We start from the raw sequence: 15,900 nt of genomic DNA on the forward strand, positions 1-15,900 counted from the left end.
TCTCCGGGCGGTTCACAGCACCTTGCGGTGGACGAGCGTCGAGAGGACGAAGGCGCCCGGGAGCAGAGGCAGCCACACCGTCACGACGCGGTAGCCGATGACCGTCGCCGTGGCCAGGCCCAGCGGCGCGCCGAACGCGGCCATGGTGAAGACCAGCGCCGCGTCCACGGGGCCGATGCCGCCGGGCGCGGGGACCGCGCCGACCGCGGTGCTGGCGGCGAGGAACGCGAAGGCGACCTGGGCCCAGGTCATGGGCAGGCCGAGCGAGGCCCCGACGCAGAAGATCACGCTCGCCTGGAGGAGCGGGGTGGCGGCCGCCCCGCCCCACAGGGCGAGCACGCGGCTGGGCATGGTGTGCAGTCGGCGTGCGTCCGTCAGAGCGGTCCGTACGAAGGTGAGGGCCGGGCGGCGCAGCGGTGGTACGGCCGTCACGAGGAGCGGCGGTGCGGTGAGGCCGATCGCCAGCGCCCCGGCGGCGATGAGCAGGGTCCGCCGGTCCGGGACCAGTTGGTCCAGCCGTAGCAGGTCGGGGAAGGCCAGCAGGAAGACCAGGAACACCGCGGTCTTCGCGACCGGCCTGACCAGCGAGTACAGCGCGAGCGACGCGGCGGCCCGCGAGAGCGGAATCCCGCGCCCCTGCAGAAAGCGCACGGTGACGGCGTGGGCGCCGATGCTCGCCGGGAGCACGTGGTTGGCGGCACCGGCGGCGAACTGCGAGGCGAGCAGCAACCCCGGCGGAAGCCGGTCCGCGATGGCGCCCTGCCGGACACATGCCGCGCACACCCAGCCCAGGCAGGTGAAGAGGACCGCGGCCAGCAGCCACCAGGGGTCGGCGGAGGCGAGCCGGGCGGCACCGTCGTACACGGTGCGCCAGTCGATCGCCGCCCACGCCGCGATCAGCAGGAGCGGCAGCAGACTCAGCAGCCTGGGGAGGAGGCGTGCGGTGGGGGAGGAGGAGTGGGGAGGGGAGGCGTCAGGGCAGGCGGAGGCGTCAGGGCGGGCGGAGGCGTCAGGGCGGGCGGAGGCCGGGGAGGCCGAGGCCGGCACCGGGGAGGGGGCGGCCGGGGAGGCGGCGGGGAGCGGCCCGGGGAGATCGTCGAGCGGGAGCAGGGACACAGCGCACGTCGTCCTTCCGCGTCGACGCCCCGCCGGGTGTGCGGGGCGTGACGGATCGAGGCGAGGCAGGGGGCACAGATGGGGACGGTGAAAACGTTCCCGTCCCGTGTGACGCCCCGGTGTCCGGGAGCCGAAGGGGCGCGGGCGGGTCGGCGACGGGGTGCGCCGCGGTCCCAGGCGCCGGCGTGCCGGAGGTGTCGACCTTGCCGAGATACCGCATCCCTGTCCTGAATCGTTGATCCATACACCTGTTGACTTTTGGTTGAATGAGCCAGAGTATGTCGAAGGTGACCCATATCGACTCCATGCCCGTCAGCACCGCTCTCCCCGTCGATCTGGACGAGGCCGTACACCGCTGTCTGGTCGCGGGATTCGACGGCACCACGGCTGTCCCGGACACCCTGAAACGGCTCGTCGACCGCGGCCTCGGCGGGGTCATCCTGTTCACGCGCAACGTGCGGGACGCCGAGCAGGTGCGCCGGCTCACCGACACGCTGCGGGCCCTGCGCCCCGACCTGCTCGTGGGCATCGACAACGAGGGCGGCGGCATCGGCCACCTCGTGGACGCGGGCGCCCCGGACGTCCCCGGCTGCTACGCCCTCGGCGTCGCCGACGACCCGGACCTCACCGCCCGCTGCGCCGACGCGCTCGCCGGTCACCTGGCCACGCTCGGCATCACCGCCTCCTACGCCCCCGTCGCCGACGTCCAGCGGCACCCGGACAACCCGATCGTGCGCACCCGCTCCTTCGGCACCGACCCGGAGCTGGTCTCCCGCCATGTACGGGCCTGGATCGCCGCCACCGAGGCACGCGGCATCGCCTCCTGCGCCAAGCACTTCCCCGGGCACGGCGGCACCGTGACCGACAGCCACCACGAGATGGCGGTCGACCCGCGGCCGTACGACGAACTCGATCTCGCGCCCTTCCGGGCCGCGATCGCCGCGGGTGTGCCGATGCTGATGAGCGCCCACGTCGTCTTCCCCGAGCTGGACGCCAACCGCCCCGCCACCCTCAGCCGCCGCATCCTGGGCGACCTGCTCCGCCAGGATCTCGGCTACGAGGGCGTCCTGGTCAGCGACGCGCTGGAGATGAAGGCGATCGCCGACCGCTACGGCGAGGCGGCCGGGGCGCGGATCGCCCTGGCCGCGGGGGCGGACCAGGTCATCGTCGCCGTACCGGACCTGGAGGTCACCCTGTCCTGCCGGGACACCGTGCTCGGCGCGCTGCGCTCCGGTGTGCTGCCCGAGGAGCGCGTGGAGGAGGCCGCGGGGCGGGTGCGGCGGCTCGCCGAGCGGTACGCGACTCCCGCGCCCGAGGTCGCCGCGTGGGACGCGGGGGCCGGGCTGGACGCGGCGCGCCGGGCCGTACGGAGCCGGGGCGGGGCGGCGCCCGTGCGAGGCGCCCATGTCGTCGACCTGTTCCCGCCGCCGCATCCGGCGCTCAACTGGGGCGGCGAGGACCTGCTGAGCGAGCTGCGCGCCGTCGACCCCACGGCCGCGGGCACGTCGGTCGCCGGGGAGCCGGCGGACCCCGCCGCCCTCGTCGACGGGATCGTGCGCGTGTCCCGGCGCGCGCCGCTGGTCGTCGCCACCTGCGACGCCGGACTGCATCCCTGGCAGCGGCACCTGCGGGACGCCCTGCTGGCCCGGCGGCCGGACGCGGTACGCGTGGCCACCGGGCTGCCGGAGGACGACGGCCTGTGCTCCTACGGGCGCGGGCGGGTCAATCTGCGGGCGCTGGCGGAGGCGCTGGCGGGCGCGTAAGGGGTCATGGCAGCCTTACTCATGGCAGCTGTGGCAGCTGTGGCAGCTATGGCAGCCGTACGGCGTCCTTGATCCCGCGCGCCGCCAAGTACGCGGCGTCCTCCGCCCGCTCGGCCAGTACCACTGCCGGGCGGACGCCCTCCGTGCGCAGTCGCATCCACGCCTCGAAGTACGCGCCTCCCGGACCGGACACGGACCGGCTGCCCGGCGCGCAGTCCAGGACCAGAGCGGTGTCGCGCGGCTGCGGGGACGGCGGCTGCGCGCGCAGGTCGGCGACCGTCGCGGCGAGGGCCTCGGCGATCGGCTTGGGGCGGCCCGCCGAGTCGAACAGACCCAGGGTGTACTCCAGTTCCGGATAGTCGGCCAGGGAGCGGTCCACGTCGTGGGAGCACCACCACGTCACGCCCCACAGCGTCGCGCACCCGGCCGCGTTCCGTACGGTCGCCCGCGCGAACTCCGGCGCGTCGGCGGCCGGGATGTGCGGCTCCGGCGCGCCCGTCTCCTGGACCCAGACGGGCCGGGACGGGTCCTCGGCGTAGGCCGTGGCGAGTTCCGTGCCGTACTCGGCGAGGTGCAGCACCTGCGGGGAGCGGGGGCCGTAGCGGCGGGCGCAGTCGCCGGAGAACACCCACGGGTGGACGGTGGTCAGGTCGCCCTTGCGGGCCGAGGCCTCGGGGGTGAAGGGGTGGTCGTCGCCGTACCAGGCGGCGTCGTAGGCGGAGTGCGTGGCCAGGTGGCCGGGGTGCAGGCCCTCGCGGGTGGCGGCCAGCAGGGTGTCGAGGTAGTGGTCCACCTGCGCGACCGTCGCCGGGTTGTGCTCGACCATGTTGTTGAGCTCGTTGCCGAGTTGGAGACCGAGGAGGTTCGGGCGGTCGGCGAGGGCGTGGCCCAGGGTACGGAGCAGGTCGGCCTGGGCGGCGATGGCCTCGGGGTCGGTGAACACGTTGCGGTGGTGCCAGCTGCGGGTCCACTCCGGGTAGAAGTCGAAGCTGGACAGGTGGCCCTGCACGCCGTCCACGAGGACGTCGAGGCCGGCTTCGGCCGCCAGGTCGACGAGCCGCACCAGCTGGTCGACGGCCGCCGGGCGGATGAGCGTGCGGTTGGGCTGGAGGAGCGGCCAGAGGTGGAAGACGCGGATGTGGTCGAGGCCGAGCCCGGCTATCTGCTCCAGGTCCTCGCGGGCGTGCGCGGGGTCGAAGTCGTGCCAGGAGTGGAACCAGCCGCGGCGGGGCGTGTAGTTGACGCCGAAACGGAGCGTATGGATGGGATCCTCCCCGGGGACTGACCTTGTGCTGCGCGAATGTATCAACCACCATACTCAGTGATGGGTAATGATTTGAACCAGAAACTCGTCGTCGGCCTCGACGCGGGCGGCACCCGCACGCGTGCCGTGCTGGCCGTCGCCGAGGACGGGCGCTGGCTGGCCGAGGGCGCCGCCGGACCCGGCAACGCCCTGACGGTGCCGGTGCTGCAGCTCACCGACCACCTGACCGAGGCGCTCGCCCGTGCCGTCCCGGAGGAGGCGCGCGGCAGGGTCGTCGCGGTGGCCGGCGGTTTCGCGGGCGCCACGGCCGCCTCCCCGGACGACCCCGGGCACGTCAACGCCCGGTCCGCCCTCACCGAGGCCCTGCGACGGCTGGGCATGCCGGCCGGGCCGATCGGCATCAGCAGCGACATCGAGGCGGCGTTCGCCTCCGCGCCCGGTACCCCGGCCGACGGGCTGGCCCTGGTGGCCGGCACCGGCGCGGTCGCGATGCGCATCACCGACCGCCGTGGCACGGCCACCGTCGACGGCGACGGCTGGCTGCTCGGCGACGACGGCAGCGGCTTCTGGATCGGACGCGCGGCGGTACGGGCGGGGCTGCGGATGGCGGACGGGCGGGGGCCGGCGACGGTACTGGCGGCGTCGGTCGGGCGAGCGCTGGGACTGCCGGGCGAGGTTCTGCCGGGCGGCCGTTTCCTGTCGTACGACGAAGGTGGCGCCGTGGACGCCGACTCGTACGGCGAAGGACGCGCCGTGGACGCCGACTCGTACGGCGAAGGACGGGCCGTGGACGCCGACTCGTACGGCAAAGGCGGCGCCGTGCACGCCGACGCGTACGGCGAAGGACGCGCCGTGGACGCCGACTGGTCCCGCGCCCGACGCGAGGCCTACCGGATGCACCTGCTCCCCGCCGTCATGGCCGAGCCTCCGATCCGGCTCGCCCGCCTCGCCCCACTGGTGGCCGGGGCGGCGGCTGAGAAGGACGCCGTCGCGGTGGCGATCCTGGACGAGGCGGCCGACGCCCTGACCGACACGATCAGGGCGTTGGACCCCGGCCCGGGAGAACCGCTCGTCGCCACCGGTGGTCTGCTGGGTCCCGACGGCCCCCTGACCGCACGCCTGACCGGCCGCCTCGCGACCCTCGGGCTGACGCTCGCCTGGGTGGCCGACGGCTGCCGGGGCGCCGTGGCTCTCGCCCGCCTCGCCCACCGCGGCGGCAGCCGGTGACCGCCACGGGGCAGGAGGCCCCCGCCCTGTACCGCGACCCGGCCGCCCCCCTCGACGCCCGCGTCCGGGACCTGCTCTCCCGGATGACCCCGCGGGAGAAGGTCGGTCAGCTCAACCAGCGGATGTACGGCTGGGACGCCTACCGCCGCACCCCCGACGGCGGCTTCGAGCTGACCGACGCCCTGTACGCCGAGACCGAGCGCTTCGCCGGACTCGGCGCCCTCTACGGACTCCAGCGCGCCGACGCCTGGTCGGGCGTCGACCACGCGGGCGGGCCCGGTACGCGGGACGGCGCGGACCTCGCCGCCCTGGTGCAGCGGCATGTCGTCGAGCGGAGCCGGCTCGGCATCCCGGCGCTGTTCGTCGAGGAGGTGCCGCACGGGCACATGGCCCTCGACGGCACCGTGCTCCCCGTCAACCTTGCCGTCGGCGCCACTTGGGACCCCGGGCTGTACGAACGCGCCGCCGCCCACGCCGCCGCCGAACTGCGTGCCCGAGGCGGCCACGTGGCTCTCGTCTCCGCCCTCGACATCGCCCGCGATCCCCGCTGGGGCCGGACCGAGGAGTGCTTCGGCGAGGACCCGTACCTCGCGGCCCGCCTCACGGAGGCACTCGTACGCGGCATGCAGGGTGAGTCCGCCGAGTACTTCGCCGCCGACAAGGCGCCCGTCGTCCTGAAGCACTTCGCCGGGCAGGGCGCCACCGTCGGCGGCCGCAACTCCGCCGAGTCCGAACTCGGGGCCCGGGAACTCCACGAGATCCACCTCCCCGCCGCCCGCGCCGGCGTCCGCGCCGGGGCCGCCGCCGTCATGGCCGCGTACAACGAGGTCGACGGGATGCCCTGCTCCGGCAACCGCGCCCTGCTCACCGAACTCCTCAGAGACCGCTGGGGCTTCGACGGGCTCGTCATGGCGGACGGCCTCGCCGTGGACCGCTTGGCCCGCATCACCGGAGACGCGGTGTCCGCGGGCGCCCTCGCGCTCGACGCCGGTGTCGACCTGAGCCTGTGGGACGAGGGCTTCACCCACCTGGAGGAGGCGGTCGAGCGGGGGCTGGTGAGCGAGGACGTCCTCGACGCGGCCGTCGCCCGTGTCCTGCGGCTCAAGTTCCGTCTGGGGCTGTTCGAACGGCACAGCGCGCAGACGCCCGTTCCGGCACACGGCCGAGACGGCCGAGACGGCCGAGACGGCCGAGAGGTGAGTACGGCACTCGCCCGCGCCGCGGTCACCCTCCTGCACAACGACGCCGGTGCCCTGCCCATCCCGGCGAGCGTCTCCCGTATCGCCGTCCTCGGACCCCAATCCGCCACCACCGCCCACCAGTTGGGCGACTACACCGCCCCACAGCGCCCCGGCACCGGCACGAGTGTGCTCGACGGTCTACGGCGGCTCGCCCCGCCCGGCGTCGAGATCCGCCACGCCCGCGGCTGTGCGCTCACCGGCGACGACCTCTCCGGCATACCCGAGGCGGTCGCCGCGGCCGCCGCCTCCGACGTGGCCCTGCTAGTGCTGGGCGGCAGCAGCGCGCGCACGCCCGACACCGGCTTCGCCGCCAACGGCGCCGCGCTCACCGCCGTGTCCGAGATGACCTGCGGCGAAGGCGTCGACCTCGCCGGACTGCGGCTCGGGACGGCCCAGCACGCCCTGCTCGACGCCGTCACCGCGACCGGCACACCCACCGTCGTCGTCCTGATCCAGGGCCGCCCGCACGCCGTCCCCGAGGCGGCGGAGCGCGCGGCGGCGCTGCTCACCGCCTGGTACCCGGGCCCGTGGGGCGGCGAGGCGATCGCCGAGGTCCTGCTGGGCATCGAGGAGCCGACCGGCCGACTCCCCGTCTCCGTTCCGCGCTCGGTGGCCCAACTCCCCGTCTACTACAACCACAAGGACATCGAGTACGGCGGCTACGTGGACGAGAGCGCCATGCCGCTCTACTCCTTCGGTCACGGGCTGTCGTACACGAGCTTCGAGTACGGCCCGCCGCTCCTGACGGGGCGCACGGTCGAGGTCGACGTCACCAACACCGGGGGCCGGTGCGGGCGCACGGTCGTGCAGGTCTATCTGAGACGCCTGATCACGTCCGTCTGGCCGCGCACCCTCGAACTGTGCGCGTTCGAGGGCGCCGACCTCGCGCCGGGCGAGCGCCGTACGGTCACCCTGACCCTCGAAGAAGACCAACTGGCCCAGGCCGACACCGTCGAGATCCGCGTCGCCGAGTCGGCCCGGGCCGCGCTGACCGCCGTACCCGCTGTGCTGCACGTCAGAACTTGACGGCCCCTGAAGACACGCCCTTGTAGAACCACCGCTGTGTGATCACGAACAGCACCAGCACCGGTATCACCGAGATCACCGAACCTGCCATCACCATCCGCTGGTCGTAGCCGAAGGACGAGGTCTGGAGCCGGGACAGACCCAGTGTGAGCGTCATGTTGTGCTCCGAGCGCAGCACGATCAACGGCCACAGGAAGTCGTCCCAGGCGCTGATGAAGGTGTTGATGACCACCACCATGATCGCGCCCCAGGCGGACGGCAGGTACAGGTACCTGAAGCGCTGCCACTCGTTCGCGCCGTCGAGCATCGCCGAGTCCTCGATCTCGCGCGGCACCGCCAGGAACGCGCCGCGCATCAGCAGGACGTTGATGGCGCCGACGAACCCGGGCAGCCACACGCCCGCCAGGCTGTCGACCAGACCCAGGTCGCGGATGCTCAGGAACAGCGACACCATGATCGACTCGAAGGGGAACATCATGGAGGCGACCAGCACCACCCAGACCGCCCTGCGGCCCTTCCAGCCGGGCTTGGAGAGCATGTAGCCGGCCGTGGTGGAGAACACCAGCTGACTGGTGACCGACAGCACGACCACGATCATGCTGTTCTTGATGTACGTGGCCACCGGCACCTGCTCGAAGACCGTCCGGTAGGCCCGCAGGGTCGGGTGCTGCGGCAGCAGGGAGGCGTTCGCCCCGAAGACGTCCTCACTGGTGCTCTTCAGCGAGGCCAGGAACTGCCACAGCAGCGGCCCGACGGTGAGGCCGAGCACGAGGAACAGCAGCAGGTAGCGGACGACCAGCTCCCGGGGGCGGCCGTAGTCCCGCCAGCGGGGCATCAGGCGCCGGCGCTTCTCCACGGCCGTGGTCATGCCTCGTCCTCCTTCGTCAGGCGCTGCGCCAGCAGGGTCAGCCCCAGCGTCAGCAGGAACAGGGCCACGCTGACCGCCGAGCCGTAACCGGCGTTGCCGGTCATCGGGTCCAGGCCGACGTCCCGGATGTAGAAGGGCAGGGTGCGGTCGGCGCCGCCGGGGCCGCCCGTGGCGCTGCCGAGCATGTAGATCTCCGTGAACACCCGCAGCGAGCCGATGCCGGTGAGCGTGCCGACGAGCATCATGGCCTGCCGCACGCCGGGGACGGTGATGTGCCAGAAGCGGCGGACGGCGCCGGCCCCGTCGATGGACGCCGCCTCGTGCAGCTCCTTCGGCACGTTCCCGAGCGCGGCCAGGTAGAAGACCATGTACCAGCCCAGCCCCTTCCACAGGGTCAGGCCCATCGCGGACAGCAGGATCAGCCAGGAGTCGGACAGGAACGGGATGGCGCTCTTGATCAGATGGGCCTTCTCCAGCCACGTGTTGACCAGCCCGTCGTCGGCCAGCAGCCACTGCCAGCTCAGACCCACGACCACGCTGGAGGCGAGCACCGGTGTGTAGAAGGCCGACCGGAAGAACCCGATGCCGGGCAGGTTCTTCTCCACCAGGACGGCCAGCATCAGCGGCAGCAGCACCATCAGCGGCACCACGATCAGCGCGTACAGGATGCTGTTGCGGGTCGCCAGCCAGAAGTCGGAGTCGTCCAGCATCCGCGTGTAGTTGGACAGCCCGACGAAGCTCGCGGCACCGCCGAGCGGCTTGGCATTGGTGAACGACAACAGGAGGGTGTTGAGGAACGGGAACACCCCGAAGACCACCGCGCAGAGGATCGCGGGAGCGGTCCACAGCCAGGGCAGCCACCAACGGCGGTACATCGCCGCTCCGTTGGCGCCCGGAGCGGGGCCGGGCAGCAGGGCCCGGCGGAGCCGGCGTATACGGGACGGGGCCGCGCCCGGCACGGAGGCTGCGCTCCCCGCACCGGGCACGGACACCGGCTTCGTGATCTGCGTCGCCATCAGCTGCTCTGCTTCAGCAGCTCGTTCGCCTTGGCCTGGGCGTCCTTCACCGCCTGTGCCGGGCTCTTCTTGCCCTGCATCGCCAGCTGCACCTGGCCCACGATGGCGTTCTGCACGGCCGTGGAGAAGTTGGTCTGGTAGGCGGTGGCCGTCTTGAGCTGCTCGGCGACGAGCTTGCGGGCCTCGGAGAACGGATCGCTGCCGCTGACGTTCTGGAAGAACGGGTCGTCCAGCGAGGCGGTGGTCGTCGGGAAGATCACGACGCTCGGGTCCTTGCACCAGGCCGTCTGGTTCTGGGCGTTGGTGAGGAACTTCGCGAACGCCAGCGCTGTTGGGGCGTTCTTGCTGGTCGCGGCGGTCGCTATGTACTGCGGGGCACCGGTGGTGTGGCCGAGCGCGTCGAAGGGCTGCTGGCCGACGCCGGTCTTGGCGTAGATCGACGGGCTGTTCTGCTTCACGAAGCGCACGAAGCTCGGGTTCGTGGAGCCGTAGGCGACCTTGCCCTGGCTGTACAGCGTGGAGGGGTCGTTGTTGGAGGACAGCGAGTCCTTCGGCATGGCGCCCGCCTTGTACAGCTTGGCCATCCAGGCGACCCACTCGGCGGTCCGCGGGTCGTCGGCGAAGACGGCGGACTTGCCGTCGGCGGACAGCATCTTGATGTTCATCTGGTCCCAGTCGGCCGGGATCCGCCACACCGGGTTGGCCATCGTCGCGTAGTACTCGCCCTTGGCCGCCTTGGCGATCTTCTCGTAGTCGGCGAACAGGCCGAACATGGTCGTCGGCGGCTTCGCCGGGTCGATCCCGGCCTTCGCCAGCAGGTCCTTGTTGTACGTCAGGACGACGCCGCCGGTGTACCAGGGCAGCACGCTGTGCACCGTCGCGCCCGAGGAGTCCTTCATGGTGCTGGACTTCCAGAACGCCGGGACGAAGGGCTTCGCGGCGTCGGGGTCCTTGACGCCCAGGTTGAGCAGGTAGCCGGCCTTGGTGAGGGAGGTCGCGGTGGGGGAGTCGACGTTGATCACGTCCGGCAGGGTGCAGGCCTGGGCGTCGGCGACGGTGCGCTGGCCGAAGGTCGCGTCGCCGGGGTCGTCGATCCACTTGACCGTGGTGTCGGGGTGGGCCTTCTCGAACGCCTTGATCACCCCGTTGAAGAAGCCCCCGAAGTCCTTCTTCAAGTTGGTCGTCTGGAAGGTGATCTTGCCCTTGACCTCGCCGGAGAGCTTCCCCGACCCGACGTTGCCCTTGTCGACCTTGCAGCCGCCGGCGGTGGCGTCGCCGCTGTCGGAGCCGCCGGAGAGGCCGCATCCGGCGGCGGTCAGCGAAAGAACGGCGATACAGGTCAGGGTGCGGGTCAGTCTTCTTGCACGCATGTGATGGGCCCTCCTGCGACCGGGCGAAGTCAGGGATGGTGTTGGTTCAATGAACCAACTTCGACTCCGATTGATGAAAATGTGGACCAGAATTCATCGGAGGTCAATGGTTTGCCGTGTTGCGTTTCGGTTCCGTGGGAGATCAGTGCCGGTGTTCGTGGTCCGGGTGGGACGGATCGCCCGGGTGCTCGTGCCCGTGCGCGTACACCACACCGGCACGAGCCCGGTCCAGCCAGTCGAAGAAGGCCCGTCGGCCGCCCGCCCGCCGCAGCTCCCGCACGATGCCGCCGCGCACGTCCTCGTACTGCAGGAAGTCCGCCTCCGCCGCCCCGCCGAAGGGGTCGACGCCGCGCCGGAGCGCCTGCGGGGTGAGGAAGCGGTCCCGGTTGCGGTCGTAGTAGTCGTGTACGGCCGCTTCCGGGACGTGCTGCTCGCGCTCCAGCTCCGCCAGCAGCACGCGCGCCGCCGGGGAGTGGGCGAGCGCCGCCGCGACGATGCTGCCGAGGTCGGCGACGTCGGTCTCGGCCACGGCGAGCACCTGGGCCGGCGACACCTGCGAAGGGGGTTTCAGTCCCCGGTCCGCGCAGGCCCGGCGGGCGAGTTCGTCGGTGACCACGACCTGGGTCGCCCAGCGCCGCCGCTGCCGTTCGGCGCGGGCGAGGGACTCGGGGCGGGTCTCGCGGTCGCGGGCCGGGACGGCCTTCAGCAGGGCGTCCACGCGGTCCCGTGGGACCGCCTCCCCCTGCACCAGGGCCGCATGCTCGGTCATGGCGTCACCTCCAGCACGATCGCCTCCGTGTAGGCGACGCAGCCGTGCCAGGCGACCTTCGCCATCAGCCAGTACGACCCCGGCGGCACCGCCGAACCGTCCACCTCGATGACGCACTCGAGCTCCTGACCGCCGGCCACGGTGAACCCCTGGCAGCCCGGCCCGACCCCCGGCCAGGTGCCCCAGGACGACACGGCCCACAGCTGCCCGCCGACCGGCCCCCGGGTGGTGTTGCGCACGGTCACCGGAACCCGGGCCCGCTCGCCCTCGCGTACGGTGACCCGCTCCACGCCCAGGCGGGACACCAGCGTCGGCCCGGTGTGCCCGCCGGGTACGTCGAGGGCCACGGCGTCCTCGTACGTCTGCCCGCCGTACGACAGCCGCGCGGCCAGCCAGTGGCGGCCGGGTGCGGCGTCCGGCGGGGGCGTCACCGTGACCTCGGCCAGGGTGAACCCGCCCGGGCCCAACGCGTAGGGCAGTTCGGCGGGTTGGGCGGACCAGCCGGGCGGCACCTCGAAGGTCACCGTGCCCGACACCGGCGCGTCGGTCAGCTCCGAGCCGACCCGGACGGTCGTGGTGACGGGGCCGGAGGCGGTGAGCGCGGCGGGCGAGAGGTAGACGGCGACGGGCATGTTGCCGCGCGGGGCGGGGCCGGAGTTGTGGAGCCAGTATCGGGTGTGCACGGGCTGGGCGGGCTCGTGCGCGGCGACGCCGGGGCCGGGGTCCTGCCCAGGTCCCGCCGAGGGCGTGGCCAGGACGGTGGCCACCTCGAAGCCGGTCAGACCGACGTCCAGGACCCCGTCCCCGCCCGGCGCCAGCGGTTCCCCGGGCCGCTCCAGCACGTCCGCACGAGCGCCCCGCGTCCACTCCACCGGCCCGCGCACCCGCGCCCGCACCGGCCGTCCGTTCACCTCGTGCATCCGGACGACGACACCGCGCCCCGGGTCGGCGGGCGCCCCGCTGCCCCGGGCGAGCGGGGAGCCGAGGGGCTTGAGGGCGTCGAGCAGTACCTCGCGGGCGGGCTCCAGCGTCAGCAGGGAGGCGGCCCTGGGCAGCGGCGCGGGTGCCTCGGCGCCGGTCCGCGGCCGGGCGGTGAGCGGATGGTTGAACTCGTGGCCGCGCGCGGGCAGCCGGAGTTCACGCCAGTCGCCGTGACCCGCCACGACGGCGTACTCGAAGGTGTGCGACCAGCGCTGGAGCTGGAACGCCGAACCGTCGGGAGCCGTACGGCGCGGCGGGTCGACCCAGATGCCGGACGGCCAGCCGGTGCAGGAGCGCATCAGGGACATGTAGAGGTCGCCGGAGGCGGTGACCACACAGCCGGGCGTGCCCCGGTTGAGGACGGCGAAGCCGCGCCCGTCCCAGGCGTCGCCCGGCGGCAGCGCCTCGCCGCCGCCCGCCGCCGTGGCCGTGACGGTCGCGTCGTCCAGGTCGGCGATCAGCGTGTCGACCGCCTTGGCGTCGTCCTCGGGGCGGGCGCCCGCCACCACCAGCAGCGGCAGCCGTTCGAGGTCCCGCAGATCGGCACCCGGCACCCACTCCTCGCGCAGCCCCGCGCGCGGAGCCACCCATACGGCGGCCACCCCGCGCTCGGTCAGCCGGCGTCGCAGCTCCCGCCCGGCGGCCGGGTCCCAGCCCAGCGCCTCGGCGACCACGGAGTTGCGGTCCGGGCCGCCGATCGCGATCCGGATGTCGGGGAGGTTGGAGTCGACCTCCAGGTCGCCGTACCGGGGGCCGCCCGCGATCGTCGAGGTCGCGGTGACGCCCGCGCGGACGAGGGCCGCCGCGAGCGGGGTGCCGAGGTCACCGGCGGCGTCCCAGTCCGGGTACACCAGCTCGGCGACTCCGATGGCGCGCTGGCCGAGGTAGGCGCCGGAGTCGTCGTGGACCGCGACCCGCGCGGTGGAGCCGAGGCCGAACCAGGTGTTCGCCGGGTTGTCCAGCGTCCACGGGAACCGCTCGCTGTCCACCTCCACGAACCCGAACCCGCGCCCGATCACCGCGTCCGCCACCTCGTGCACCGGCAGCCCGCCCCGCACGTCGGACGGCCAGCGCACCCGGATGAGCCGGTCGGCGCCGTCGTAGCCGTCGATGGTGGTGGACACGTCGAGCCGGTCGACGCCCGTCCACAGACACAGCCTCTGTGTGTACCGGAACAGGCCGAGGTCGGCGGTGACGGTGAGGCGGGACCCGGCCGGAGAGTGTTCCACCGTCACGGAAGCCGTCACGTTCCGGCTGCGGGCGACGGTGGTGCCGGTCGGGGTCAGATGCCACGGCCCCTCGCCGAAGCGGGGGTGCCTCGGGTACTCCTCCTGGACGACGAGTTCGTTGCCGATGTCGCCGGGGCGCAGCAGCTCCCGGCCGCCCTCGGCCTCGGCGAGCGCCCGCAGGCCGCTGACGCCGCCGCCGCGCGCCGGGTCGACCGTCACCTCGTAGAACTCGTTGCGGATCGTCGTCCCCTCGCCCGGGGCCCAGCCGGGTACGGAACCCTCGCCGAGCGGGAGCGCCTTGAGCCCGATGCCCGGCACCTCCGGCACGACGACCCGCAGCCGCCCGTCGTCGTCGCGTACCGCGGGCAGCGGCCGGCGGGTGTCGTCCAGCGGGACCCGCCCGGGATCGGCGACCGTCAGCACGTCCCGCCGCTGCCAGCTCGCGGAGTTGAAGACGACCAGGTCGGGGCCATCGCCCGGGGCGACCCGGTCGGCGAGGGCGCCGGTGGCGTCGGCGTGCACGGTCTCGGCGAGGTCGGCGAGCTCCCGCCAGCCGGTGAGCAGGTCGATGTAGACCTGGTCGGACTCGGAGCCGGTGATGGCGTCGTGGTGGGCGCCGTAGATCAGCTGCCGCCAGGCCTTGTCGAGCGCCGCGTCGGGATAGGGGTGCCCGGTGACGAGCGAGGCGAGCGTCGCCCAGGCCTCGGCGTCGGCGAGCAGCGTCTCGCCGTACCGCTGGGCCTGCTTGGTGTCGATGTAGGAGACGTCCTTGCCGGTGTAGACCGGGTTCATGTCGCGGGTCTGCGGGGAGGCCTTGCGGCCCTCCGCGTCGAGCTCGGCGCGGACGGCGGCGAAGAAGTCCCGGGGGATCGCGCTGACGAAGCGCGGCCAGACGTATCGGGCGTTCCAGTCCCGGTGGATCCCCATGACCCAGCGGCACGGCGGCGCGTAGTCCCCGCCGACGGGGAGCAGCACGTTCCGGGTGAGCGCGACCTTCTTCAGCCCCTTGAACAGCTTGAGCGCGGCCGCCTCCGCCTCGGGCAGGGTCGGCGCGTTGTCGATCGCCCAGCCGGCGCCGTAGTGGTTGACCATGTACGCGGTCAGCAGCCCGCGCCCCGAGGGGGCGATCCAGCTGAACTCCGCCGGGAACTGCATCCGCTGCGGATCCCGCGGCTCCTCGCCGAACACCGACAGCGTCGGCCCCCACTGGTGGAACGGCCCGCGCGCCCACGAACTGGAGGTGACGCCCGCGTCCGCCATCAGCCCCGGGAACTGCGGATCGTGCCCGAAGGCGTCCAGCTGCCAGGCGGTTTCGGGCGTGGCTCCCAGGATCGCGCGCTGGAAGCCGTCGCCGTAGAGAGCGTTGCGGACGGTCGCCTCGGCGCCGGTGAGGTTGGTGTTGGGCTCGTTGTAGGTGCCGCCCATGATCTCGACGCGGCCGGTGCGGATCAGCTCCCGCAGGAAGGCCCGCTCCTCGGGGAAGGCGTCCCAGTACGGCTTGAGGTAGTCGACCTCCGCGAGCACGAAGGTGTACGCCGGGTCGCGCCGCGCCAGATCGCAGTGCGCCCGCACCAGGCTCATCCCGGACTGGCCGCGCGAGTCGAAGGTGCGGGCGGGCAGGCCGGTGGCGGCGGGGTCGTCGGCGACGTCCCAGGTCTCGGTGTAGGCGGCCTGGGTGTTCCACCAGACGGGGTCGTAGTGGAAGTGGCTGACCATGAACATCGTCCAGCCGGGTTCGGCGACGGTGAACTCAGCGGTGTGGTGGGCGAGTCGGTCTCCGTCGGCGGCGGTCACCGTGATCTCGCGGCTCTCGCCGGGAGTGAGACCGTCGGCCGTCACGGGTATCTCGGCGCGCACGGTGCCGTCGTCGGCCGCCGTCGCCTGTGTCTGACCGGCGAGGCCGGGGCCCTCGACCGTGAGGCGGACGGTCCGGCCGGGAGTGTGGCTCAGCTCGACGGCCACCACCTGGCGCGGCTGCGCGGTGGTTCCGACGAAAAGCTCGGTCGACTCGACAGAAGTCACGCGCATGG

10 protein-coding genes are annotated in these 15,900 nt (G+C 73.0%); 3 read left to right on the plus strand and 7 right to left on the minus strand.

Annotation, left to right across the window (positions count from 1 at the left end):
• Positions 1–12: 12 nt before the first annotated feature.
• A complete protein-coding gene (locus Q4V64_RS40085) occupies positions 13–1,116 on the minus strand; it encodes a lysylphosphatidylglycerol synthase transmembrane domain-containing protein (protein WP_124438500.1) in 1,104 nt (367 codons plus the stop codon).
• 278 nt (positions 1,117–1,394) lie between these two features.
• Between Q4V64_RS40085 and Q4V64_RS40090 the strand changes: the two genes are divergently transcribed.
• A complete protein-coding gene (locus tag Q4V64_RS40090; protein ID WP_253266822.1) occupies positions 1,395–2,879 on the plus strand; it encodes a glycoside hydrolase family 3 N-terminal domain-containing protein in 1,485 nt (494 codons plus the stop codon).
• A gap of 46 nt (positions 2,880–2,925) precedes the next feature.
• Here Q4V64_RS40090 and Q4V64_RS40095 read toward each other — a convergent pair whose 3' ends face one another.
• Positions 2,926–4,188, minus strand: a complete 1,263-nt coding sequence (locus Q4V64_RS40095; RefSeq protein ID WP_124438499.1) for a cellulase family glycosylhydrolase — start codon at positions 4,186–4,188, stop codon at positions 2,926–2,928.
• 15 nt (positions 4,189–4,203) lie between these two features.
• On the opposite strand from Q4V64_RS40095, the gene Q4V64_RS40100 reads away from it, so the two are divergent.
• Both Q4V64_RS40100 and Q4V64_RS40105 read left to right on the plus strand, forming a co-directional pair.
• Entirely contained in the window at positions 4,204–5,370 is a 1,167-nt protein-coding gene (locus Q4V64_RS40100) for a BadF/BadG/BcrA/BcrD ATPase family protein (protein ID WP_124438498.1), read from the plus strand.
• Positions 5,367–7,637, plus strand: coding sequence for a glycoside hydrolase family 3 N-terminal domain-containing protein (locus Q4V64_RS40105; protein WP_253266821.1), 2,271 nt, complete (start codon positions 5,367–5,369; stop codon positions 7,635–7,637). Before Q4V64_RS40100 ends, Q4V64_RS40105 begins: the two co-directional genes overlap by 4 nt.
• Here Q4V64_RS40105 and Q4V64_RS40110 read toward each other — a convergent pair.
• From Q4V64_RS40110 to Q4V64_RS40130, 5 genes are all read right to left on the minus strand, one after another.
• Entirely contained in the window at positions 7,627–8,505 is an 879-nt protein-coding gene (locus tag Q4V64_RS40110) for a carbohydrate ABC transporter permease (RefSeq protein ID WP_124438497.1), read from the minus strand. The genes Q4V64_RS40105 and Q4V64_RS40110 overlap by 11 nt on opposite strands.
• Complete coding sequence (locus Q4V64_RS40115) at positions 8,502–9,521, minus strand: sugar ABC transporter permease (RefSeq protein ID WP_172629076.1); 1,020 nt, start codon at positions 9,519–9,521, stop codon at positions 8,502–8,504. Before Q4V64_RS40115 ends, Q4V64_RS40110 begins: the two co-directional genes overlap by 4 nt.
• Complete coding sequence (locus Q4V64_RS40120) at positions 9,521–10,891, minus strand: extracellular solute-binding protein (RefSeq protein WP_124438496.1); 1,371 nt, start codon at positions 10,889–10,891, stop codon at positions 9,521–9,523. The genes Q4V64_RS40115 and Q4V64_RS40120 overlap by 1 nt, the downstream gene beginning before the upstream one ends.
• Before the next feature lie 142 nt (positions 10,892–11,033).
• A complete protein-coding gene (locus tag Q4V64_RS40125; protein WP_124438495.1) occupies positions 11,034–11,660 on the minus strand; it encodes a peptidyl-prolyl cis-trans isomerase in 627 nt (208 codons plus the stop codon).
• The gene (locus Q4V64_RS40130; protein WP_303714017.1) at positions 11,657–15,898 is read right to left on the minus strand and encodes an NEW3 domain-containing protein; all 4,242 of its coding nucleotides are present in this window, start codon (positions 15,896–15,898) and stop codon (positions 11,657–11,659) included. The genes Q4V64_RS40125 and Q4V64_RS40130 overlap by 4 nt, the downstream gene beginning before the upstream one ends.
• Between the last annotated feature and the right edge of the window lie 2 nt (positions 15,899–15,900).

Source organism: Streptomyces sp. NL15-2K (genome assembly GCF_030551255.1).
Lineage (GTDB): Bacteria > Actinomycetota > Actinomycetes > Streptomycetales > Streptomycetaceae > Streptomyces.